The 22,276-nt window shown below is 60.4% G+C and carries 19 protein-coding genes; 17 read left to right on the top strand and 2 right to left on the bottom strand.

Annotated features, from left to right (window positions below; all coding sequences use genetic code 11):
• Positions 1 to 6 precede the first annotated feature (6 nt).
• The 10 genes from C5750_RS17855 to C5750_RS17810 all read left to right on the top strand — a co-directional run bounded on the left by C5750_RS17855 (position 7) and on the right by C5750_RS17810 (position 12,800).
• On the top strand, positions 7 to 951 hold the full coding sequence (locus C5750_RS17855) for an ABC transporter permease (protein ID WP_105735271.1): 945 nt from the start codon (positions 7 to 9) through the stop codon (positions 949 to 951).
• Positions 948 to 1,760 carry an ABC transporter permease gene (locus C5750_RS17850; protein ID WP_105735270.1) on the top strand — a complete coding sequence of 271 codons (813 nt, stop codon included), beginning with the start codon at positions 948 to 950 and terminating at the stop codon, positions 1,758 to 1,760. The genes C5750_RS17855 and C5750_RS17850 overlap by 4 nt, the downstream gene beginning before the upstream one ends.
• A gap of 2 nt (positions 1,761 to 1,762) precedes the next feature.
• Positions 1,763 to 3,433, top strand: coding sequence for a dipeptide ABC transporter ATP-binding protein (locus C5750_RS17845; protein WP_105735269.1), 1,671 nt, complete (start codon positions 1,763 to 1,765; stop codon positions 3,431 to 3,433).
• A 21-nt stretch (positions 3,434 to 3,454) separates the two neighbouring features.
• Entirely contained in the window at positions 3,455 to 4,297 is an 843-nt protein-coding gene (locus tag C5750_RS17840; protein ID WP_105735268.1) for an alpha/beta hydrolase family protein, read from the top strand.
• A gap of 151 nt (positions 4,298 to 4,448) precedes the next feature.
• Positions 4,449 to 6,356 carry a sigma-54-dependent Fis family transcriptional regulator gene (locus C5750_RS17835; RefSeq protein ID WP_105735267.1) on the top strand — a complete coding sequence of 636 codons (1,908 nt, stop codon included), beginning with the start codon at positions 4,449 to 4,451 and terminating at the stop codon, positions 6,354 to 6,356.
• A gap of 253 nt (positions 6,357 to 6,609) precedes the next feature.
• Complete coding sequence (locus C5750_RS17830) at positions 6,610 to 7,686, top strand: 2,3-butanediol dehydrogenase (RefSeq protein ID WP_105735266.1); 1,077 nt, start codon at positions 6,610 to 6,612, stop codon at positions 7,684 to 7,686.
• Positions 7,687 to 7,761: 75 nt separating this feature from the next.
• Entirely contained in the window at positions 7,762 to 9,564 is a 1,803-nt protein-coding gene (locus C5750_RS17825) for an NAD(P)/FAD-dependent oxidoreductase (protein WP_105735265.1), read from the top strand.
• A gap of 126 nt (positions 9,565 to 9,690) precedes the next feature.
• Positions 9,691 to 10,665, top strand: coding sequence for a GAF domain-containing protein (locus tag C5750_RS17820; protein WP_105735264.1), 975 nt, complete (start codon positions 9,691 to 9,693; stop codon positions 10,663 to 10,665).
• A gap of 199 nt (positions 10,666 to 10,864) precedes the next feature.
• The gene (gene adh / locus C5750_RS17815) at positions 10,865 to 12,382 is read left to right on the top strand and encodes an aldehyde dehydrogenase (RefSeq protein ID WP_105735263.1); all 1,518 of its coding nucleotides are present in this window, start codon (positions 10,865 to 10,867) and stop codon (positions 12,380 to 12,382) included.
• Between the two features lie 67 nt (positions 12,383 to 12,449).
• Positions 12,450 to 12,800, top strand: coding sequence for a DUF779 domain-containing protein (locus C5750_RS17810; RefSeq protein WP_105735262.1), 351 nt, complete (start codon positions 12,450 to 12,452; stop codon positions 12,798 to 12,800).
• A gap of 16 nt (positions 12,801 to 12,816) precedes the next feature.
• On the opposite strand, the gene C5750_RS17805 is transcribed toward C5750_RS17810, so the two are convergent.
• Positions 12,817 to 13,839, bottom strand: coding sequence for a LacI family DNA-binding transcriptional regulator (locus C5750_RS17805; RefSeq protein ID WP_245421152.1), 1,023 nt, complete (start codon positions 13,837 to 13,839; stop codon positions 12,817 to 12,819).
• A gap of 164 nt (positions 13,840 to 14,003) precedes the next feature.
• Here C5750_RS17805 and C5750_RS17800 point away from each other — a divergent pair, with 164 nt between their 5' ends.
• The 7 genes from C5750_RS17800 (at position 14,004) to C5750_RS17770 (ending at position 20,913) form a co-directional block, all read left to right on the top strand.
• A complete protein-coding gene (locus C5750_RS17800; protein WP_105735260.1) occupies positions 14,004 to 15,026 on the top strand; it encodes a Gfo/Idh/MocA family protein in 1,023 nt (340 codons plus the stop codon).
• 11 nt (positions 15,027 to 15,037) lie between these two features.
• On the top strand, positions 15,038 to 15,934 hold the full coding sequence (locus tag C5750_RS17795; RefSeq protein WP_105735259.1) for a sugar phosphate isomerase/epimerase family protein: 897 nt from the start codon (positions 15,038 to 15,040) through the stop codon (positions 15,932 to 15,934).
• A 122-nt stretch (positions 15,935 to 16,056) separates the two neighbouring features.
• The gene (locus C5750_RS17790; protein WP_105735258.1) at positions 16,057 to 17,268 is read left to right on the top strand and encodes an ABC transporter substrate-binding protein; all 1,212 of its coding nucleotides are present in this window, start codon (positions 16,057 to 16,059) and stop codon (positions 17,266 to 17,268) included.
• A 68-nt stretch (positions 17,269 to 17,336) separates the two neighbouring features.
• Positions 17,337 to 18,239 carry a carbohydrate ABC transporter permease gene (locus C5750_RS17785; protein ID WP_105735257.1) on the top strand — a complete coding sequence of 301 codons (903 nt, stop codon included), beginning with the start codon at positions 17,337 to 17,339 and terminating at the stop codon, positions 18,237 to 18,239.
• 47 nt (positions 18,240 to 18,286) lie between these two features.
• Positions 18,287 to 19,063 carry a carbohydrate ABC transporter permease gene (locus C5750_RS17780; protein ID WP_105735418.1) on the top strand — a complete coding sequence of 259 codons (777 nt, stop codon included), beginning with the start codon at positions 18,287 to 18,289 and terminating at the stop codon, positions 19,061 to 19,063.
• 8 nt (positions 19,064 to 19,071) lie between these two features.
• A complete protein-coding gene (locus C5750_RS17775) occupies positions 19,072 to 20,145 on the top strand; it encodes an ABC transporter ATP-binding protein (protein WP_105735256.1) in 1,074 nt (357 codons plus the stop codon).
• A gap of 99 nt (positions 20,146 to 20,244) precedes the next feature.
• Positions 20,245 to 20,913: a DUF2161 domain-containing phosphodiesterase gene (locus C5750_RS17770; RefSeq protein ID WP_105735416.1), complete on the top strand. Its 669-nt coding sequence runs from the start codon at positions 20,245 to 20,247 to the stop codon at positions 20,911 to 20,913.
• Here C5750_RS17770 and C5750_RS17765 read toward each other — a convergent pair.
• Positions 20,910 to 22,265, bottom strand: coding sequence for an FAD-dependent oxidoreductase (locus tag C5750_RS17765; protein WP_105735255.1), 1,356 nt, complete (start codon positions 22,263 to 22,265; stop codon positions 20,910 to 20,912). The two genes, C5750_RS17770 and C5750_RS17765, sit on opposite strands and share 4 nt — an antisense overlap.
• Between the last annotated feature and the right edge of the window lie 11 nt (positions 22,266 to 22,276).

Here is a 22,276-nt window from a genome sequence, read left to right as displayed (position 1 = left end):
GTCAGCATGCTGAAGTTCGCCATTACCCGCATTGGCACAGCAATCCCGACATTGTTCATCGTGGCGGTGTCCGTGTTCTTTCTCATCCGCCTCATTCCCGGTGATCCGGCATCGCTGATGCTGGGTGACCTGGCGGATCCGGCGAGCCTTGCGGATCTGCGCGCCAGGCTGGGGCTCGATCAGCCCATTCCCGCCCAGTTTGCGATCTGGCTCGGTAATCTGCTGCACGGGGATTTTGGCCGGTCGATCACCAATCAGCAGGAGGTTCTGCCGCTGATACTGGCACGCCTGCGCATCAGTGCGGAAATCGTGCTGATTGCGGTTTTCCTGGCCAGCATTGTTGCCGTACCGGCAGGGATGATCGCGGCCTGGCGGCAAAACAGCATGACGGACGTGGCACTGGTCGGCGGTGCAACCATCCTGCTCTCCATTCCGGCGTTCTGGATGGGGCTGCTCCTGCTGCTGTTTTTCGGGCTGAAGATGGGTTGGCTTCCGGTGCTTGGCTATGTCTCCATGTCACAGAATCTTCCGCAGGGACTGCTCTATATCATCCTGCCGGTGGTAACGCTTTTCCTGCATGAGATCGGTGTGATCCTGCGCATGGCGCGCGCCTCGACGCTGGAAGTCATGCAGCTGGATTACATTACCCACGCCCGGGCCAAGGGCCTGTCGGAATCCGCAGTTCTCTGGCGGCACGCCTTCAAGAATGCCTTTGGCCCGACCTGGACCCTGATCGGCATCGTCCTCGGCAATCTGCTCGGCGGTATCGCTGTGGTTGAAACGGTGTTCACCATACCCGGTCTCGGGCGTCTGCTTGTCGATGCCATTTTCGCCAGGGACTATCCCGTCATCCAGGGCTGCCTCCTGCTCATTGCAACGGTGTATGTGCTGGTGAACCTCGTCGTCGATCTGTTTTATCCCCTATTTGATCCGAGGGTGACTGCCGAATGAGAAATCTGGCTCCGAACGCGCTTCTCGGTAGCGCACTGATTGGAACATTGCTGGCCGGAGCGTTCATGGGGGCGGTGTGGACGCCCTATGATCCGCTCGGCCTCAACTTCAAACTCAGGCTTGCCGGGCCAAGTGCTGCCCATTGGCTGGGAACGGACGAGTTCGGCCGTGATGTGCTCAGCCGGCTGCTGGCCGGAGCGGCGACCAGTTTCTGGATAAGCCTGCTCACCGTGGCGCTGGCCGTAACCGCCGGCACCCTGATCGGGATATTGACGGGCTATTTCCGCGGCTGGGTCGATCGCATCGTCATGACCTTCAATGACGCGCTGCTTGCCTTCCCCGGCATCCTCCTGGCGCTCGGCCTGCTCGCGATTGTCGGGGCGAACAAGTATGGCATCATTCTGGCGCTTGGCCTCGCCTATACCCCGACTGTCGTGCGGATTGTCCGCGGCAACGTCCTGTCATTGCGCGAGCGGGAATTCATCGAGGCCTCGCGGGTCATGGGCAATTCGAACGCCTATACGATGGGCCGCCACATCCTGCCCAACTGTGTCGCACCGCTTACGGTCCTCGCCACGTCGATGTTCGGCTGGGTGCTGCTTGCCGAAAGCGCGCTCAGCTTCCTCGGCCTCGGCGTGCCGCCGCCCGCGCCGACATGGGGCAACATGCTGGCGAGCGGACGGCCCTTCATATCCCAGGCGGTGTGGCTGGCCATATTTCCCGGTCTCTGCATCTCACTGACCCTGCTCGGGATCAATCTTCTCGGCGATGCGCTGCGTGACAAACTTGATCCAAGGATGAGGGGCTGACGATGCAGGAGAACGCACCACTGCTCGACGTGCGCGGACTTTCCCTCGAAGTGGCACGCACGGGAATCAAAATACTCAAGACCATCAGCTTCGATGTCAAAGCGGGTGAGATCGTCGGGATTGTCGGCGAGTCCGGTTCGGGAAAGTCGATGGCAGCCCGTGCGGTCATCGCCCTCAATCCGCCCGCGGTGCAGCGTACCGCGGGAACGATATGTTTCGAAGGCCGGGAAATCGGCGGCATGCACAAGCGCGATCTGCAGGCATTGCGCGGTGCCCGGATCGGCATGGTTTTTCAGGAGCCGATGACATCCCTCAATCCGTCGATGACAATCGGCCGCCAGCTGGAAGAAGGGCTGCGGCTGCACCGGCGGCTGACGGGACGGGAGCGCCACAGGCTCATTGTCGACATGCTGGCCCGGGTTGGCCTGAGCGACCCGCGGACGGCGCTCGCGGCCATGCCGCATCATTTTTCCGGCGGCATGCGCCAGCGCATCATGCTGGCTGCCGTGATGTTGCTCAAACCAGCCTTGCTGATTGCCGATGAGCCGACCACCGCATTGGATGCCGTCGTCCAGCGCGATGTGCTCGAACTGATGGTTGACCTGACGCGTGAGAACAACACGGCGGTTCTGATGATCAGCCACGATCTGGCGATGGTGGCAAAATATTCAGACCGGGTCGTGGTCATGTCGCAGGGCGAAATCGTCGAGCAGGGGGATACCCGGGATCTGCTGCGCGCACCGCAGCATCCCTATACCCGCAAACTGCTTTCCGCCCTGCCGCACCGCATGCCTGCAAGAGCTGTAGAGGTTTCGCCCATGGCAAGGATCACCGTTGACGGCCTCATCGTCGACTTTGCCGCGCGCCGGAGCCTGTTGCGCAAGGGGCAGCCCAAGCGGGCTCTGAACGGTGTCAGCCTGAGTGTGATGCCCGGAGAGGTCGTTGCGGTGGTCGGCGGATCGGGATCGGGCAAGACCACGCTGGGACGCACCATTGCCGGATTGATCGAACCGACGGACGGCCAGATCCTCTTCAATGGCAAGTCCGTCCAGCCATCGGCGGCGGACTATGCGGATTATCGGCTCAATTGCCAGATGGTGTTTCAGGATCCTTACTCCTCGCTTGATCCGCGCATGACGATAGGCAGCCTGATCGGGGAAGCGCTCCGCCATTCCACGGAACTGACGAGCAAAGAGAAGAGCGCCCGCGTTGCGGAGGTGCTTGACGAGGTGGGCCTGTCTGCAGCGTTCGCTACGCGTTTCCCGCACCAGCTTTCCGGCGGCCAGCGCCAGCGCGTGGCCATTGCCCGCGCCGTTGTCAGGCGGCCGCAATTCGTCATTGCCGACGAGCCGGTTTCGGCGCTGGATGTGACGGTCCGCGCGCAGGTGCTCAAGCTGTTCGCCGAGCTGCAGCGAAAACACGGCTTCTCGTGCCTGTTCATCAGCCACGATCTGGCGGTGGTCGAACAGATCGCCGACCGGGTGATCGTCATGAACAATGGCGTCATCGTTGAAGAGGGCAGCCGTGACGCGATCTTCGATCATCCGCAACAGGACTATACCCGCAAACTGCTGCAGGCCATTCCGGCTCTGTTCAGCACCGACAATGGTGGCGTCGAACTGGGATGGCGTTTTGACGAGGTTGGCAGGAAATCGGCCGGTGGCCGGCCTTGAAACATTGTCGTGAGGAATAGCATGTCACCATCATCCGAAAGCCGGGCGCAAGCGATCTATGATCTTGGCCGCACGGCCATTTTTGCCTGCAAATCCGATCCCCGGTTTCATTATTGCCTTTACGTGCCTCCCATTGCAGGCGAGGGCGGGAAGGTCGATCTTCTGGTGGCTGTGCACGGTACGGGACGCACATCGTTTCTCGATTTCCGCGATGGCTTTGCCGAATTCGGCCGCTGGAACAACTGCGCCATTCTTTGCCCCGTTTTCCCCGTCGGCGTCCGGGGCGATGATGCGCGCAGCGGCTACAAGTTCATGATCGAGGGCGATATCCGCTACGATCTTCTTCTTCTGGACATGGTTGCGGAGGTCGCCGCAAAATACCAGCAGAATTGGGATATGTTCGCCATGTTCGGGTTCTCCGGCGGCGGTCACTTCACCCACCGCTTTGCCATACTGCATCCGCAAAAACTTTGGGCCGCATCAATCGGTGCGCCTGGTTCGGTGACCCTGCTTGATCCGGACAAGGACTGGTGGGTGGGCATCCGCAATCTGCAGGAACGATTTGGCATCAGGTTCGACCGGGAGGGGCTGGCCCGTATTCCCATGCATATGGTCGTCGGCGATGCCGATCTGGAAACATGGGAAATCACCATTGCGGAGGGCAGCACGAATTGGATGCCGGGAGCAAATGATGCGGGGCGCACGCGGCCCGAGCGGCTGTCATCGCTGCGGCGCTCGTTTGAAAATGCCGGTGTGGCGGTGAAATTCGATCTTGTTCCCGGCATTTCGCACGACCGGATGCAGGTGCTCGACCACGTTCAGAATTTCCTCGCCGACATTCTGGCCATCCGGCGCGCGGGTTAGGGCGCCGGTTATTCCGGCGGCGGCACAGCAGCTTGGCTTGCGGTTGCATTGGTTGTGAAGCCCTTGCGCATTTACAATTGGCGCAACTCGTGCAGACTGGCCTGGCTGAAGAAGGGAGAGCGGTGCGCTGGGAGGCGCATGGCAAAATCTCATGTCGCTGCATTCGGAGCATATTCGTGAAATCGAGACGGTAAGTCTGGGAGGCTCGACCGATCGCGATGAAACCGTGGTCGAATCCTGGTTGCGCTGCATCAAGCAGCACAGGCTGGACCCGGCACAGGCATGCGAGGCTTATATCGTTCCCGAAACACAGCTGCGCGAGCACCGGCAGCAGTCCGAGCAGCTGATTTCAATCGCGCGGTCGGGGCTTGAAAACCTGTTTCGCCATGTTGCCGGCCAGAACTACGTGCTCCTGTTGTCCGATCGCGACGGGATCGCCGTCGAATTCCTCGGCGATCCGCTCTTTGACAACAATCTGCGCAAGGCGGGCCTTTATCTCGGCTCGGAATGGTCGGAGGCGCGGGCGGGCACCTGCGCCGTTGGCTCCTGCCTGGAAACGGGCGAGCCCTTAACGATCCACCAGACCGATCATTTTGACAACACCCACACACCGCTGACCTGCACTGCCGCGCCCATCTATGATGCGCAGGGGCAGCTGTCGGCCGTGCTTGATATTTCGCTGCTGCGTTCACCGCAGATCAAGGCGAGCCAGAACTTGGCACTGCATCTGGTGACGGCAACAGCGCGGCGGATCGAGCTTGCCAATCTCATGGCCCAGACACGCAATGAATGGGTGCTGCGGTTTTCGCGTTCTCCCGAGTTTCTCGACGTCGATCCGGAGGCGGCGATCTCGATCGACGGCGCGGGACGCATTATCGGCATGACCCATGATGGCGCAAAGATCATGGCGCGGGCCTCGGGGCTCGACTGGCGCCGTCCGGCGAACCTGATCGGGCAGTCCATTTCGCGCTTCTTCGATATGGACGTGGATGATCTCGGCAATCTCACCCGCACAAGGCCCTCCGAAGACCGGCTGGTGTTTGCGCGTGACGGCAATGTTCTGTTCGCCCATGCGATAGAGCCGCACTACCCCTCGCGCGGCGTGCCGGTTGTTCAGGAGCGCATCCCCGCCTCGCTGCGCCGGTTGAGCGGCGGCGATCCGCATCTGGCTGGGCTGCAGACAAAGGCGGCAAAGCTTGCCGGCAAGTCATTGCCGATTCTGATCCAGGGCGAAACCGGAACAGGCAAGGAATATCTGGCTCGTGCCATCCACGACAGCAGCGGTGCCAGCGGACGCTTTATCGCCGTCAATTGCGCAGCTATGCCGGAGCAGCTTATCGAGAGCGAACTGTTCGGCTATGCACCAGGTGCCTTTACTGGAGCCCTGGCGAAAGGACGCAAGGGGCTGGTCGAGGAAGCCGACGGCGGAACGCTGTTTCTCGATGAAATCGGTGACATGCCTGTGGCGCTGCAGAGCCGGCTTTTGCGCGTTCTGGCCGAAGGCGAGGTTTTGCCTCTCGGGGCGTCGCGCGCCAAACCGGTCAATGTCCGCATCCTCTCCGCATCGCACCGCGACCTTGCCGAACTCGTGCGTAACGGCACGTTTCGTCAGGACCTGTTCTATCGCCTGAACGCTGCCACCCTGTCACTGCCGGCGTTGCGGGACCGCAGCGATTTTGACTGGCTGCTCGCGGAAATCCTGAAGAAATGCACGGCGGATACGGGATCGGCTCCCGTTGTTTCAACGCAAGCCGTATTGGCGTTGCGGCAGCACGATTGGCCGGGCAATATCCGCGAGCTTTTCAATGTTCTGGATGTTGCGTCGGCCCTGTGTGAAAACGGCTGTGTCGATCTCACTGATCTTCCCGAGCACATCCAGCGGCGCGCCGGGAACTGTCCGGTCAGCACCGGACACGAACTGCTTGATGAACATGCGCGGCTGACCGCTGCACTGGCGGCGACGGACGGAAACATTTCTGCCGCGGCCCGTCTGCTTGGTGTCGACCGTTCAACCGTTCACAGGCAACTGCGCCGTATCCGCCAAAAAGCCGCGCACTGATTGCAGGCTTCCCGGGTGTTGCAACTGTTGCAGGGTGCTGCGCCACAGCTGTGGCAGATTGCAACAGTCACGCTGGCGCCGGTTTTGCCGTCTCCACAAAAGTCTTTTGAAATCATGTGGATAAGATAATTTCTGCCGCTGGCATGTTCCTTGCACTGGTTTTGCGGGGCCAGCCGCGTGTGTTGATCGCATGGCTGGACGCTTGAGGTGACCAACAGACAGGCACTGCCGCGAGCAGGGCCGGGAGGAATGAATGAAAGCACTGCGTTTTCATGCGGCGAAAGACCTTCGTCTTGAAGATATTGATGCGCCTTCGCCGGCCCTGCAGGTCGGGCAGGTGCTGATCCGCAACCGGTTTGTCGGCATTTGCGGAACGGATCTGCACGAATATGTGTCCGGGCCTATCTTTATCCCGGTAGAGCCGCATCCCTTCACCGGGGCCAAGGGGCCGCAGATTTTGGGACATGAATTTGGTGGTGTTGTTGAAGCAGTCGGCGCGGGGGTGACGTCGGTTAAACCGGGTGACCGGATTTCGGTCCAGCCTTTGATCATGCCGCGGTCCGGCGATTATTTTGCCGATCGGGGTCTTTTCCACCTGAGTACGGATTTGGCCCTGGCGGGGCTGAGCTGGCAATCCGGCGGCATGGCGGAATATGCGCTGCTGAATGAATACAATGTGCAGCGCATCCCGGACGAAATGACCGACGAGGAAGCGGCGCTGGTCGAACCGGCGGCCGTGGCGGTTTATGCCTGTGATCGCGGCGGGGTGACGGCGGGAAGCAGTGTCCTTGTGACCGGCGCGGGTCCGATTGGCGTGTTGACACTGCTTGCAGCAAGGGCGGCCGGTGCCGCCCAATTGTTCCTCTCCGATATCAACGATACGCGGCTGGAACTGGCCGTCAGCATCCTGCCGGATTTGATCACCATCAACCCGAAGCGCGAACTGGTCGGCGACATCGTCCGGTCGAGGACCGAAGGCGGCGTCGGTTGCGATGTGGCCATTGAATGCGTGGGCAACGAGCACGCTTTGAAAGCCTGCACCGATGCCGTCCGCAAGCAGGGGGTGGTGGTGCAGACGGGGCTTCATCCGCATGAAAATCCGCTCGACTGGTTCCAGGTTACTTTCAAGGACATCGATATCCGCGGGTCGTGGGCCTACCCGACGCATTATTGGCCGCGGGTCATCAGACTGATCAGTTCAGGCCTCTTGCCTGCGCATAAGGTCGTTACCAAGCGGATCACTTTGGATGAGGCGGTAACGGAGGGTTTCGATACCCTTCTCGATCCCGCGGGAAAACATCTCAAGATTTTGATCGATTTGACGTCATAGGTCAGGCGGGCTGGAGGAGCCCGCATCCGATCTTACAGAGTTCATACGATTGGCAGGCAGAATGGAGGAGATTTCATGCTTGACGACAGCCCCCACCAGAAGATTGAAACAGTACTCGGGAAGCTCGAAAAGGCTTTCGCGAACGGCGATATTGAAGCGGCAGTCAACCTGTTTCAGGAGGATTGCTACTGGCGTGATCTTGTCACGTTCACGTGGAACCTGAAGACCCTTGAAGGCCATGACCAGATCCGCGCCATGCTGACCGAACAGCTGGCGCGCATCAAGCCGCATGACCTGCGGCAGGACATGAAGGAAGTGGCCACCGAAGAGGACGGTGTCACCCAGGGCTGGATCGAATTTGATACCGGCACGGCGCGCGGATACGGGCACATCCGCCTCAGGAACGGCCGCATATGGTCGCTGCTGACGACCATGTCCGAATTGAAGGGACATGAGGAACCGAAGGGTTTTCTACGGCCCATGGGGGCACAGCACGGCAGCGAACCCGGACGGAAGAGCTGGAAGGAAAGGCGTGAGGCGGAAGCGGCTGAGCTTGGCTATTCCGTCCAGCCCTATTGCGTCATCGTTGGCGGCGGGCAGGGCGGCATCGCCCTCGGGGCCCGTTTGCGGCAGCTTGGCGTGCCAACCATCATCATCGAAAAGAACGAGCGTCCGGGGGACAGCTGGCGCAAACGCTACAAGTCTTTGTGCCTGCACGATCCGGTCTGGTACGACCATCTGCCCTACATCCCGTTCCCCGATAACTGGCCGGTCTTTGCCCCCAAGGACAAGATTGGCGACTGGCTCGAGATGTACACGAAAGTGATGGAGCTGAATTACTGGAGTTCCACGGTCTGCAAATCGGCACATTATGACGACGCGCGGGGTGAATGGACCGTCATCGTCGAGCGCGACGGCAAGGAAATCATGCTGCGCCCGAAACAGCTTGTCCTGGCAACCGGCATGTCCGGCAAAGCCAACTGGCCGAAATTCAAGGGAATGGACGTATTCAAGGGCGAGCAGCAACATTCGTCCCAGCACCCCGGCCCCGAAGCCTATGCGGGCAAGAAAGTCGTGGTCGTGGGGTCCAACAATTCCGCCCACGATATCTGCGCAGCGCTGTGGGAAGCGGGCGCTGACGTGACCATGCTGCAGCGTTCCTCGACCCACATCGTCAAATCCGATTCCCTGATGGACATCGGCCTGGGCGATCTTTATTCCGAACGCGCCGTCGCCAACGGCATGACCACGCGCAAGGCCGATCTGATCTTTGCCTCGTTGCCCTATCGCATCATGCATGAGTTCCAGAAACCGGTTTACGACAAGATCCGCCAAAAGGATGCGGCCTTTTACGAGCGGCTGGAAAAGGTTGGCTTCATGCTGGACTTCGGTGACGACGACTCCGGACTGTTCATGAAATATCTGCGCCGCGGCTCCGGCTATTACATCGATGTCGGCGCTTGCGACCTCATCGCCGACGGCAAGATCAAGCTGGTCAGCGGCGTGAATATCCGCGAGCTGAACGAAGGCGGCGTGGTGCTGGAGGACGGACGGGAGCTTCCGGCGGATCTGATTGTCTACGCCACGGGCTACGGCTCGATGAACGGCTGGGCGGCGGATCTGATCTCCCGCGAGGTCGCCGACAAGGTCGGAAAATGCTGGGGGCTCGGTTCGGATACCACGAAGGACCCGGGCCCATGGGAAGGCGAACAGCGCAATATGTGGAAGCCGACGCAGCAGCAGGCCCTGTGGTTCCATGGCGGAAATCTGCACCAGTCCCGCCACTATTCGCAGTACCTGTCACTCCAACTGAAAGCCCGCATGGAGGGCATCCCAACGCCGGTCTATGGGCTTCAGACCGTGCACCACCTGTCCTAGGGCGAAATCAACGCGGCACGCGGCCATTGCCGCCGCGTGCCGGTTTATCCGCCAGGGCGTACCCTTGACCGAAAAGCAAACTAGCTTACCCTAGCATGAGGACGCCGGGACTTTGGGAGGAGACCGATGGCTTCGCGCTACGATGGACAGCATGCAGAACACATCCAGTCCGCCCTTCTGGGAAGCGCTGCAGCACAGTCTGCGCTGGTTGCCTCCTGGGGGCGCTCCATGCGCCTATACGGATTGAATCCCGAGGAGGGGACGCCGCCGGATTTTTTGAGCGAACGCGAATTGACGGACGCCCGCGAACGGCTGGGGTCATTGATCACCACGGCCCAAGCCACACTGGATCGCCTCTATTCCGCCGTTGGCGGTGCCGGATGCTGCGTGCTCCTGGCGGATAAGGACGGGGTGCCGGTCGACCGCCGCGGCAGCGTTTCGGACGATGCGACCTTCTGCAAGATCGGTCTGTGGACCGGTGCCGTGTGGAGCGAGGAACGCGAAGGCACGAACGGCATTGGGACCGCCCTGGCCGAACAGCGGGCTTTGACAATTCACCGGGATCAGCATTTCCGCAGCCGCAATACGGCCTTGTCCTGCACGGTTGCCCCCATATTCGATCATTGCGGGCGCCTGATGGCGGCCATTGACGTGTCATCCGCGCGTCACGACCTCACGGAAGATTTCGTCAAACTGATCGCCATGGCTGTCGTTGATGCCGCGCGCCGTGTGGAAGCAGAAAATTTTCGCCTCGCCTTCCCAAAGGCGCGGATCATGCTCGCCAAGCTCGGGCCGGATGTGAGCTATGAGCGCAGTGCCAGCGCGCTGATTGCCGTCGACGAAGACGACCTTGTCATCGGGGCGTCCCGCACTGTCCGGCATGTTCTGGGTCTGACCGATGAATCCTTGAGCAAGCCGCTGCCGGCGGCCAGCCTCCTGGGGCAAAGCATGGATGTGGAGCAGGAATTTGCTGCGGCTGAGCGCAGCGTCATCCAGCGCGTGCTTGCCAAAGCCGATGGCAATATCTCGCTTGCCGCCACGATGATGGGTATGGGCCGCGCCACTCTCCATCGCAAGTTGAAGAAACTCGGTATTCACTGACGCTGCGGCGTACTGGCTGATTGCCACCGGCAATTGTCTCAAAAGTGAGACAATGCGCTCGCCCGCATGGTTCCTGCGGGATGACACCTGCACCTCTGCGCGCGATCCTCTCCAGGCCGCAGGAGGCGGTATCAATCAGTGTGCAGATGGCCTTTCCGGTGTTTTCACGACGCCAGGTCCTGCAACAGGGAGGAACACCATGAACAAGGTAGAATTCAACCGTACCGTTCGACCCAATTTCAAGAAACGCTACGGCAATTTCATTGGCGGCAAGTTTGTTGAGCCGAAGGCAGGGCGGTATTTCGACAATACCTCGCCGGTGAATGGCCAGGTCCTGTGCGAGATCGCCCGGTCCGATGCCAGCGATGTCGAGGCCGCACTTGACGCGGCCCATGCCGCCAAGGACGCGTGGGGCCGCACCAGCGTTGCCGAACGCAGCGTCATCCTCAACAAGATCGCACAGGTCATGGAGGATAATCTGACGCTGCTGGCGCAGGCTGAAACCTGGGACAACGGCAAGCCGATCCGCGAAACAACCGCCGCAGACCTGCCCCTGGCAATTGATCACTTGCGCTATTTTGCCGGTGTCGTCCGGGCGCAGGAGGGGGGCATTTCCGAGATCGACCATGATACCGTCGCCTATCACTTCCACGAGCCGCTCGGTGTTGTCGGCCAGATCATCCCGTGGAATTTCCCGCTCCTGATGGCGATCTGGAAACTCGCGCCGGCACTGGCCGCTGGCAATTGCGTGGTGCTGAAACCCGCGGAACAGACACCGGCTTCCATTCTGGTGCTGGCCGAATTGATCGGGGATCTCCTGCCGCCGGGCGTTCTGAACATCGTCAACGGCTTCGGCCTCGAGGCAGGCAAGCCGCTTGCATCCAGTCCGCGCATTGCCAAGATTGCCTTTACCGGCGAGACGACAACCGGTCGCCTGATCATGCAATATGCCAGCCAGAATCTCATTCCGGTGACGTTGGAGCTGGGCGGCAAGTCACCCAACATCTTCTTCAAGGATGTGACATCGGAGGATGATGATTTCTTCGACAAGGCGATTGAAGGCTTCGTCATGTTTGCCCTCAATCAGGGCGAGGTCTGCACCTGCCCAAGCCGCGCCCTCATCCATGAATCCATCTATGACAAGTTCATGGAACGCGCGCTGAAGCGTGTCGAGGCAATCGTCCAGGGTGACCCGCTTGATCCCGCCACGATGATCGGTGCCCAGGCGTCCAGCGAGCAGCTGGAAAAAATCCTGTCCTACATCGATATCGGCAAGCAGGAAGGTGCGGAAGTGCTGACCGGCGGCGAGCGCAACGCATTGGCCGGCGATCTCGCTGGCGGTTTCTATGTGAAGCCGACGGTGTTCAAGGGTCATAACCGGATGCGCATTTTCCAGGAGGAAATCTTTGGCCCCGTTGTTTCGGTCACCACCTTCAAGGACAATGACGAAGCGCTGTCGATTGCCAATGATACGCTCTATGGCCTTGGTGCCGGCATATGGAGCCGGGATGCAAACACCTGCTACCGCTTTGGCCGGGCCATTCAGGCAGGGCGTGTCTGGACCAACTGCTACCACGCCTATCCGGCGCATGCGGCATTCGGCGGATACAAGCAGTCGGGCATCGGCCGGGAAAACCACCTGAAGATGCTGGATCACTATCAGCAGACCAAGAACATGCTGGTGAGCTACAGCCCGAAGAAGCTCGGGTTCTTCTGAGCGCTCTGACGTTGCAAAGCTGGCGGCGCCTGCGTGGTGCCGCCAGCATCACCATTGGGGAGGCATCATGCAAAACCAGGTCAGTGCCACGGCAGCGGCTCTCGATCTCATTGGGACGCTGCAGGCGGAATACGGGCCGATCATGTTTCACCAGTCGGGCGGCTGTTGCGACGGCTCGTCGCCGATGTGCTACGCCCAAGGGGACTTCATCGTCGGCGATCAGGATGTCTGTCTGGGCGAAATCGGCGGCGCGCCGGTTTATATCAGCGCCTCCCAATACGATGTGTGGAAACATACCGAGCTGATCATCGATGTCGTGCCGGGCCGCGGCGGCATGTTTTCGCTGGATAATGGCCGTGAAGTGCGGTTCCTGACGCGCTCGAAAGTGTGCGTCGCACCTCCTTTTGCGGCGGGATAATCATCGAGGTCGTGTATCAAGATCTGTCGCTCTCGCCGGGGATCAGCTGCATCGGCCAGACAAGCTGCACCCTATCCTGCGGATAATGGTCTTCATAAGCGGGCATGGTTGACAGCAGGGATTCCGCCAGCTTGATGCCAAGGTCGCGCAGGGAAATCCTGAAACAGGTCAGCGTGGGCGACAGAAACCGGCTCTGGGTGCTTTCCCGGAAACCGATGACGGCAATGTCGCGGCCGGGATGAACGTCGGACTCGTAGAAGCGCCGGTATAATCCGAGGGCCATGTTTTCATTGACGAGGATGATGGCTGTCGGCATCTGCGCCTGTGCAAGGACCGCGCTTGCAATCTGGTAACCGCCCTCCTCATTGGCATGGGACCGGAACACATAGGCCGGATCAAAGGCGATGCCGCTGGCGGCGAGCGCCTGTTTGTAGGCATCGAGAAAGATGTAGCCGAGATTGATGTCACTGGCCGGTACAGCAATGGCTATGCGGCTGTGACCCAGCCCGGCAAGCCGCCGGACCGCCGCCGTGGCGACACCTTCGAAATCCAGGTCAATCCAGGGGTAGTCACCCGCTGTTTCGCTGCGGCCCAGCGTGATGAAGGGAATCTTGCGTTCCAGCAGGAAATCGATGCGGGGGTCGTGGCGTGTGGTTGCCGATATGATCAGACCGTCGACGAAGCGACGCGCAACCACACGGTTGAGATAGGCGGCAGGCTCTTCGTCGGTCCCGCACAGAAGTGCAACAAGGTCGAGGTGATGGCGTCGGAACACCGACTGGACACCTTCGAACACGGGCATGAAAAAGCTGCCGCCGGTATCGACCGTCTCGATGGTTGATTCAATCATGAAGCCGATCGTGTTGGTGGTACCCTGTCGGAGGCTGCGGCCGGACTGGTTTGGCACATAGCCAAGTTGCTTCGCCGCCTCAAGCACACGCTCGCGCGTTTCCTGGTTGACGTCAGCCTTCCCGTTGAGGGCTCGGGAAACTGTTCCGATCGAAATGTCGAGATGGCGGGCAAGGTCCCGGATGCTCACGCTTTTTCTCCCTGTGCGACTCGGCGCTGATGCCCTTTCATTCTTAAAACACCGAAAGGGGGATTGACAAAAATAATTCGCCGATATGAAATCGTAAACGTTTACGGAAGGCATTTGCAACCGATTTAACCGGTTTCTGGTGAATTTCGTTGGGAGGAGAGACAATGCAGCGTGCCGTTTTAGTCGGCTGCGGAGCCATGAGCAAAGCATGGTTTGAGGCAGCAAGGACCATGGGTGACATCGAAATTGTCGGTGTTGTCGATCTGGCGAAGGAGCGCGCGCAGGCGCGCATCGCAGAATTTGGTCTTACCGCGGCCATCGCCTCCGACAATCTTTCCGCTGTTCTGGCAAAGACCAATCCTGACCTTTTGTTCGATGTCGTCGTTCCAGGCGCCCGCCATGCGACCGTGGCCGCCGGGCTTGATGCCGGCTGCCACGTGCTGTCGGAAAAGCCGATGGCTGAAACCATGGACGAGGCGCGCGATCTTGTCGGGCGTGCAGGAAAGGCCGGGCGTATCCATGCGGTCGTGCAGAACAGGCGCTATCTCGCCCAGATCCGCCGCATCCGTCAGCTTGTTGCCTCCGGAGTCATTGGCGAGGTGACCAGCCTGCATTGTGATTTCTTTCTCGGGCCGCATTTCGGTGGTTTTCGCGAGGAAATGCGCCATGTGCTGTTCCTGGACATGGCAATCCACACGTTCGATGCGGCGCGCTTTCTTGCCGGGGACGCCGCCAGCGCGGTCTATGCGCGGGAGTGGGAGCCGGGCAATTCCTGGTACAGTCAGGGTTCTTCAGCCGCCGCCATCTTCGAATTCACCAATGGCGCAGTCTTCACCTATCGCGGCAGCTGGTGCGCCGACGGCCTGCGGACCAGCTGGGAAAGCAGCTGGCGGATCGTTGGCAGCAGGGGAACGATCGTCTGGGACGGGCATGATGACATACGGGCCGAAGCCGTCACCTCCGGCAAGGACGGCCTGTTCTCCGGGGTGACCGCCGTCGAGATACCTCCCCTTGATGCGTCCCACCGCATCGGCGGTCACCTCGGAGTGATGCAGGATTTCATCGCGGCAAGCCGGGGCGGTGACGCGCCGGAAACGGCCGGAAGCGAAAATATCAAAAGCCTCGCCATGGTGTTCGGTGCGATTCAAAGCGCCGAAAGCGGACGGCGCATTGAAATCACGATCTGAAGGAATTTGGCATGAGCAATCCGGCACAATCGATCCGCATCGGCACCATGATCAGAGGCAATGCGCCTGATCCTGCCGCCTATGTCAAAACCATCCTGCCGCATGGCTTCGAGAGCATCGAGCCGTTCTTCTGGCAGGTGATGAACAAGGACCTGCCGGCGCTCGCAGGGCAGTTGAAGGATGCCATCGGCGACGCCGATGTGACAATCTCGACCCTCGGCATGTTCGGCAATCCGCTGGAGGATACCGATATTGATCGTGAGACGCTGAAAGGCTGGGAAGCATTGATCGACAATGCCCATCTCTTCGGCGCCACCACCATTGCCGGGTTCACCGGCCGGGTGCGCGGCAAGCGGATTGAAGACAGTCTGCCCCAGTTCAAGAAAGTCTGGGGCGAACTCGCGCGCCGGGCGGCCGACAAGGGTGTGCGACTTGCCTTTGAGAACTGTGCCATGGATGGCAACTGGGCAACCGGCGACTGGAACATTGCCCATACGCCGGATGCATGGGAGATGATTTTCAACGAAGTGCCGGCCGATAATCTCGGGCTTGAGTGGGAGCCCTGTCACCAGATGGTCTATCTCATCGATCCCCTGCCGCAGATCCGCAAATGGGCGCCCAAGATTTTCCACGTTCACGGCAAGGATGCCACGATCCGCTGGGAGGTCATTCGTGAACACGGGATTTTCGGCAAGGAGAAGTTCGTGTTCATGCGCTCGCCGGGATTCGGCGATACCAACTGGACCGATGTCATATCGGAACTGCGCCTGGCCGGCTGGTCTGGGTCGATTGATATCGAGGGCTGGCACGATCCGGTCTATCGCAACGATCTGGAAATGACCGGGCAGGTGCATTCGCTGAATTACCTCAAACACAGCCGTGGCGGTGATTTTATCGCCAACCCCTGATTTCCCCGAACGGGCCCGCATCCGGACGGGCGTTCCGGTGACAATGGAGAGCAAACGCGACGAAGGTATAGGTGCCGCCAAGAAGCACGCTGCCAGCGTCAAGCAACATGAGGAGGAAGCCTATGAAGAGCATTTCGCATTGGATTGCCGCTGCCGCATTGATGCTGTCCGGCACGGCAGCGCATGCCGAGCCGGTGACGCTTGATATCTGGACCATCGACCGGCCGGATCAGTATATCTATCTTCTGAAAGACGAGTTCGAGCAGGCGCACCCGGACATCAAACTGAACGTCAAAACCGTGCAGTTCCGCGACATGGTCAACGACCTTGCCCGCGCCACCGCGACCGGTGAATCGCCTGATGTCACCTATATCGACAATCCCGAAGTGGCGCTCTTCGCCTCGCGCGGCCTGCTTCTTGATCTCTCGCCGATGCTGGCGGAATCGAAGGTGATCAAGAAGGATGATATTTTCCCGGGCCCGCTGTCGTCGGTAACGTGGGACAGCAAGATTTATGGCGTTCCGCGCGGCGCCAACACGCTGGCGCTCTACTACAACGCGGACATGTTCAAGGCGAAGGGGCTTGACCCTGACAAGCCGCCGCGGACCTGGGATGAGCTTTATGCCGCGGCCAGGGCGCTGAACGATCCGGCAAAGAACATTTACGGGATGGCCTTTTCCGCCGTTGCAACGGAGGAGGGGACGTTCCAGTTTCTGCCGTGGCTGCAGATGGCGGGCGGCGACTACAACAAGGTGGATACGGATGGCGGCGTCAAAGTCCTGCAGTTCTGGAGCAAGCTGCTGGACGAAAAGCTGGCTTCGCCCGATACGCTCATCCGCGGGCAATATGACTCGACCGGCACCTTCAATGCCGGCAATGCGGCCATGGCGATCTCCGGGCCATGGGAGCTGCCGCGCATGAGCAAGGAAGCGAAGTTCGATTTCCGCGCCGCACTGCTGCCGGTTCCGCATGAGGGCGCCACCCGAGCTTCGGCCCTGGGCGAGGGTGACAATGTCATTCTCGCTAACAGCAAGCACCCGAAGGAAGCCTTCATCCTGCTGGAGTTTCTCTACGGCAAGATGCCGGATGTCTGGAACCGGTTCGGCTTTCTGCCTGCCGCGAGGATTCAGTCCAACAATCCCAAGATTCCGGCCATCTACGCGGTCTTCGAGGAAAGCATGAAATATGCGCGCAATCGCGGTCCGCATCCGGAATGGCCGAAAATCTCGAAGGCCATCTACACCGCCATTCAGTCGTCGCTGACCCATAAGAGCGATCCGAAAGCGGCGCTGGCGGCGGCGCAGAAGCAGATTGACGTGGTTCTGAAAAAGTAGACTGCATCCTGTCCTCGCATTCGTTCTGCGGGGACAGGCCAACAATCCACATGGGGCGGGAGGGCACTATGCAGGGCATCATCAGGACCATCAGGGATGGCAGCGGCTTCGATATCCTGCTGCTCGGCCTGGCACTGCTTTATCTGATCGCATTTTCGGCATTTCCCATTGTCTACAACATCATCATGTCGCTGCAGACGGTGGACATGTTCACGATCACCTCATTCAGCCGCCCCTTCGTCGGCCTGCAGAATTACTATGATGTGATATCGCAACCGATTGCGACGGCGGTGCTGTGGAACACCGTCAAGTTCGTCGTCCTGTCAATTGTCTTCCAGCTGTCTATCGGTTTTGGCCTTGCGCTGTTTTTCCAGCAGGATTTCCCCGGAGCCACCTATCTGCGCGGGTTGTTCCTGGCGGGCTGGATCATGCCGGCTCTGGTGGTCGGAGCGATCTGGAAATGGCTGTTCGCCGGGGATTTCGGTGTCATCAATTATGTGCTGATGTCGCTTGGGATTGCCGGTGAGCGCGTCTTCTGGCTGTCCGATCCGGACGTGGCGCTCTATGCGGTGATCATTGCCAATGTGTGGCTCGGCATTCCCTTCAACATGATCCTGCTCTCCGTTGGCCTTGCTGCCATTCCGCGCGATGTCTACGAGGCCGCCGAACTTGACGGGGCTGGGCCTTTCGAACGCTTCCGGTCGATCACGCTGCCGCTGATGCGGGCGCAGCTTGGCGCAGTCATTTCACTCGGTGTGATCTTCACCCTGCAGCAGTTCGATCTTATTGCGGCCCTGACGCAGGGCGGGCCCGCCGACAGTTCCAATGTCGCGCAATACTGGTCGTGGCAATTGTCGTTCCAGACCTATGAAATATCGCTGGGCAGTGCGGTTTCGGTCATGATGATCCTTTTCGTCATTGTCGTTGCCGCCGTCTATGTCCGTTCCACCCGCCACGAACACAGTTACTGAGGAGAGAGCCGGTGAAACGCTACATCCTCCTCGCTATCGGTCTGGTGATGACGGCCATCTACCTGTTCCCGTTGTACTGGATGTATCTCACCGCCTTCAAAGGCAGTTCGGAGATCTTTCAGTATCCGCCGACGTTCTGGCCAACCGCCCCCCAGTGGAGTTTTGTCGAGGTGTGGCAGGCCCGCGGCATGGGGCGGTATATCTGGAATTCGCTGTTGATCGCGGTTGGGGTCACCATTCTCGTCACGTTCATGGGAACGGGATGCGCCTATGTTCTCTCGCGCGTCCGCAATATCTGGATGGACATGGCGCTCTTCGCCATCCTGATGATGCAGGTGCTGCCGTCCTCCCTGATGGTGACGCCGATCTTCGTCATGTTCAATCAGATCGGACTCCTGGCCAGCCCGCGCGTGGCGGTGATCCTGGCGCAGACGGCCAAGATGCTGCCCCTTTACATCGTTCTGTGCCGGGCCACATTTGTGCAGGTGCCGCGCGAGCTAGAGGATGCAGCCCTCGTTGACGGCTCCTCGCGCATCGGCGCGTTCTTCAACATCATGCTGCCTTTGGCGCGCAACGGTATTCTCGTCACCTCGGTGCTGATCTTCCTGCAATCCTTCGGTGAATATGTCTATGCCCGGTCGCTGATTGCCAAGAACGAGCTGCAGGTGGCGACGGTCGGCCTGCAAACCTTCATGGGTCCGGACGCCAGCGACTGGAACGGGATCATGACCTATGCCGCCATCTACGTCACACCCATCCTTTTCGTATTCATGCTGCTGCAACGGCGCATCGTCAGCGGTCTTACCGCCGGCGCGCTGAAATGAGGTGAACCATGTTTCAGATCGAAATCGACCACCTGAACAAGCATTATGGCGGGTTTCACGCGCTGAAGGACATCAATATTGCCATCAAGCAGGGTGCCTTCGTTGCGCTGGTGGGGCCGTCCGGCTGCGGCAAGTCGACATTGCTGCGCACCCTTGCTGGCCTCGAAAAGACTAGTTCTGGCGATCTGCGCATCGCCGGGGAAAGCGTTGTCAGCAAGCCGCCACGCGAGCGGGATGTGGCGATGGTGTTCCAGTCCTATGCGCTCTATCCGCACATGGATGTCGAGCACAATATGAATTATTCGATGCGCCTGAAGCGGCGCCCGCGGCAGGAGATTGCCGAACGCACGCGGGCGGCAGCGGAAACGCTGGGTCTTGGCACCCTGCTTGACCGGCTGCCGAAAGCCCTGTCCGGCGGCCAGCGCCAGCGCGTCGCCATGGGACGTGCCATCGTGCGCAACCCCAAGGTGTTTCTCTTCGACGAGCCCCTTTCCAACCTCGATGCGGCGCTGCGGGTGCATATGCGCAGCGAGATCCGCAAGCTGCACGAACGCTTGCAGGCGACATCGGTCTACGTGACGCATGATCAGGTCGAGGCCATGACGATGGCCGACCATATCGTTGTCATGCGCGCCGGGGTGGTGGAACAGCAGGGCAGCCCGCTTGATCTTTACGACCGGCCCGCCAACAGGTTCGTTGCCGGATTTATCGGTTCGCCCGCCATGAATTTCATTCCGGTGACGGTTGGGCCCGATGGCAACAGGCTGATGCTGGAGCAGGATCAGGCTCAATCCCTTGCACTCGACCGTACACTGGCTCCCGGCCGGCGTTTGCTGGCCGGCCTGCGCCCGGAGCATCTTGCCTTCACGCGCGAAACAGGCGACCTGGCGATCAAGGTCGTTGTGGACGCCGTCGAGTCCACCGGCAGCATGACATTCGTGACGGCATCCATAGCCTCCCAGCCGGTGGTGGCGGCCCATAGCGGCAGGCCCGGGGTGAGCAAGGGCCGCAAGACAGAACTCTTTATCGCGCCGGGCAATGTGCACCTGTTCGATCCGGAAACGGAGCTTGCCGTCGTCTGACCCTTTTCGCTCTGCCTGCTCAAATGCTATAGGGCGACACCCGCTCTCACGGTCGCTTTGCGAACGCGGGGGGATGGCATGTATGGCAAAGGATGCACCTTGGAGACTGCACTCTATCTCCCGATCAAAGGCTTTCTTGAAGAGGCCGGCTACAGCGTCAAAGGTGAGGTTGTCGGCTGTGACATCGTCGCGCTAAGTGACGGTGAACCGCCTTTGGTGGTCATTTGCGAACTCAAGCTCAGTTTCAATCTCGAGCTTATCCTGCAGGCGGTGAACAGAGCGGCTTTCAGCGATGAAGTCTGGCTTGCGGCGCGCATGTCGGCGCGGGGCAAGGGGCGCGAAAGCGATCGCCGGTTCCGTGACCTCTGCCGCCGGCTGGGTTTCGGCATGCTGGGCGTATCGGATGGCGGCGTGGTCAGCATCATTGTCAGCCCGGCGGCGCCGATGCCGCGAAACAATGCGCGCAAGCGCTCCCGGCTGGTCGCGGAGCACCGGCGCCGCAAGGGAGATCCGACATCGGGCGGCGGTTCCCGCGAGCCGATAATGACGGCATACCGCCAACAGGCGCTTGCCTGTGCCGAGGCGCTGCAGCGCGGTCACTTGCGGCCGCGCGATCTGCGCGCGGTGGCCCCCAATGCTCCGCAGATATTGCGCGGCAATGTCTACGGATGGTTCGAGCGTGTCGACAGGGGTGTCTATGCCCTGACGCAGGCGGGAATGGATGCGCTCAAGCGCTGGCCTCCATCCCCGGCAAGCGATCCGGCCTAGGCCGTAAATTCATGCGTGTGGTCGATTTTGCGCAGGCGGGTTTCGGCGTCCTCCATGCGGCGCTTGAGGGCCGGAACGGCATTGATGATGCGCAATGCGCCGCGCATGACAGCCAGCTGGATGCGGCCGAGCGCGGGCCTGTGGCTGAGGCCGTTTGCGTCCATCTGCTTGCGTGATTCCAGCACTGCCCGCGCGCTGTATTCCAGCATTTCAGCTTCGTAGTCGTGCAGGGCCTCAACCAGCGGCCTGCCGCCGCGTACCTCGGTGAGCCGCCGGCAGAGCAGGGCAGCATCCCGCATGGCGGTATTGGCACCAACGCCGCGCCCGGGTGTCATCGTGTGTATGGCATCGCCGAGCAGCGTCACGTTCGACGACTGCCATGGGGAAACCGGCACCGACGTGCGGATATTGACACGAAAGATGGTGGTGGGATCGGAAAGCGCTATCAGACGGCGCAGGTCGGGATGCCAGTTCCGGGTCATCTTTGCGGCGATCCTGGCGAGGTCCGAGCCGGGGAGGGAAGCGGGGTCCTCCGGCAGGTTCTTGCGCGCACCCCAGACACCCCACATGACGTAATCGCGGGTGTTGTCGAAAAGCAGTCCGGGCCACCCGGCAATCAGATCGGCGTCATTGCCGCCAACCCCTTGCTTCACGCCGTCATTGTCCCATTTGAATTCCATGACGTGAAGAATGGCGCCATAGCCCTTCGGTGCCATGATCATCGATATGCCGTGAAAAACCTTGTCGGGAAGAAGCGCTCTGGTTTCGGGTGTGAGCGCAACCTTGCCGCCGATGGAGACGATGCCCGTATCCTCCATGCGTGCGTCCGGCAGGCGTTGCTGGCGAACGCGCGAGTTGGCGCCGTCGGCACCGACCAGCACATCGCCCGTATCCGTTGAACCGTCATCGAAGACGACGGTGACAGTACCGTCTTCATTGTTCCGGTAGCTTGAGAATGTCTTGCCGAACACGACGCAATCCTCAAGTCCGGTGAGCAGGACCTGGCGCAGCGTCATGCGGCTGACCGATTTTTCGCTGTCGACCGGATCATCGCTGCCGGGGACCGGCATGGATATCAGCTCGGACATGTTCTCCGTCAGCATGTTGAAATGGCGCGGTGCCCGCGCGCAGGTGGCAACAAAGAGATCAAAAAGCTCGGGCGGCAGGCAGCTCTTGAGCGCCTGGCTTCCCGCAGGGCTGATGCCGACGCGATAGCCATGCAGGCCGTCGCGCCGCGTGTGGTCACGTTCGTACACCCGGACGCCGATGCCGGCCCGCTTCAGACTATGCGCAAGGCAAAGCCCTCCGGTCCCTGCGCCGATGATAATCACCTGCAAGCTATTCGTTTTCATGGTCTTGGCCT

It is taken from the genome of Phyllobacterium myrsinacearum (genome assembly GCF_002980555.1).
Lineage (GTDB): Bacteria > Pseudomonadota > Alphaproteobacteria > Rhizobiales > Rhizobiaceae > Phyllobacterium > Phyllobacterium myrsinacearum.
The sequence above is the reverse complement of the archived record's forward strand: the minus strand, read 5'-3'. Positions and strand labels throughout refer to the sequence as shown.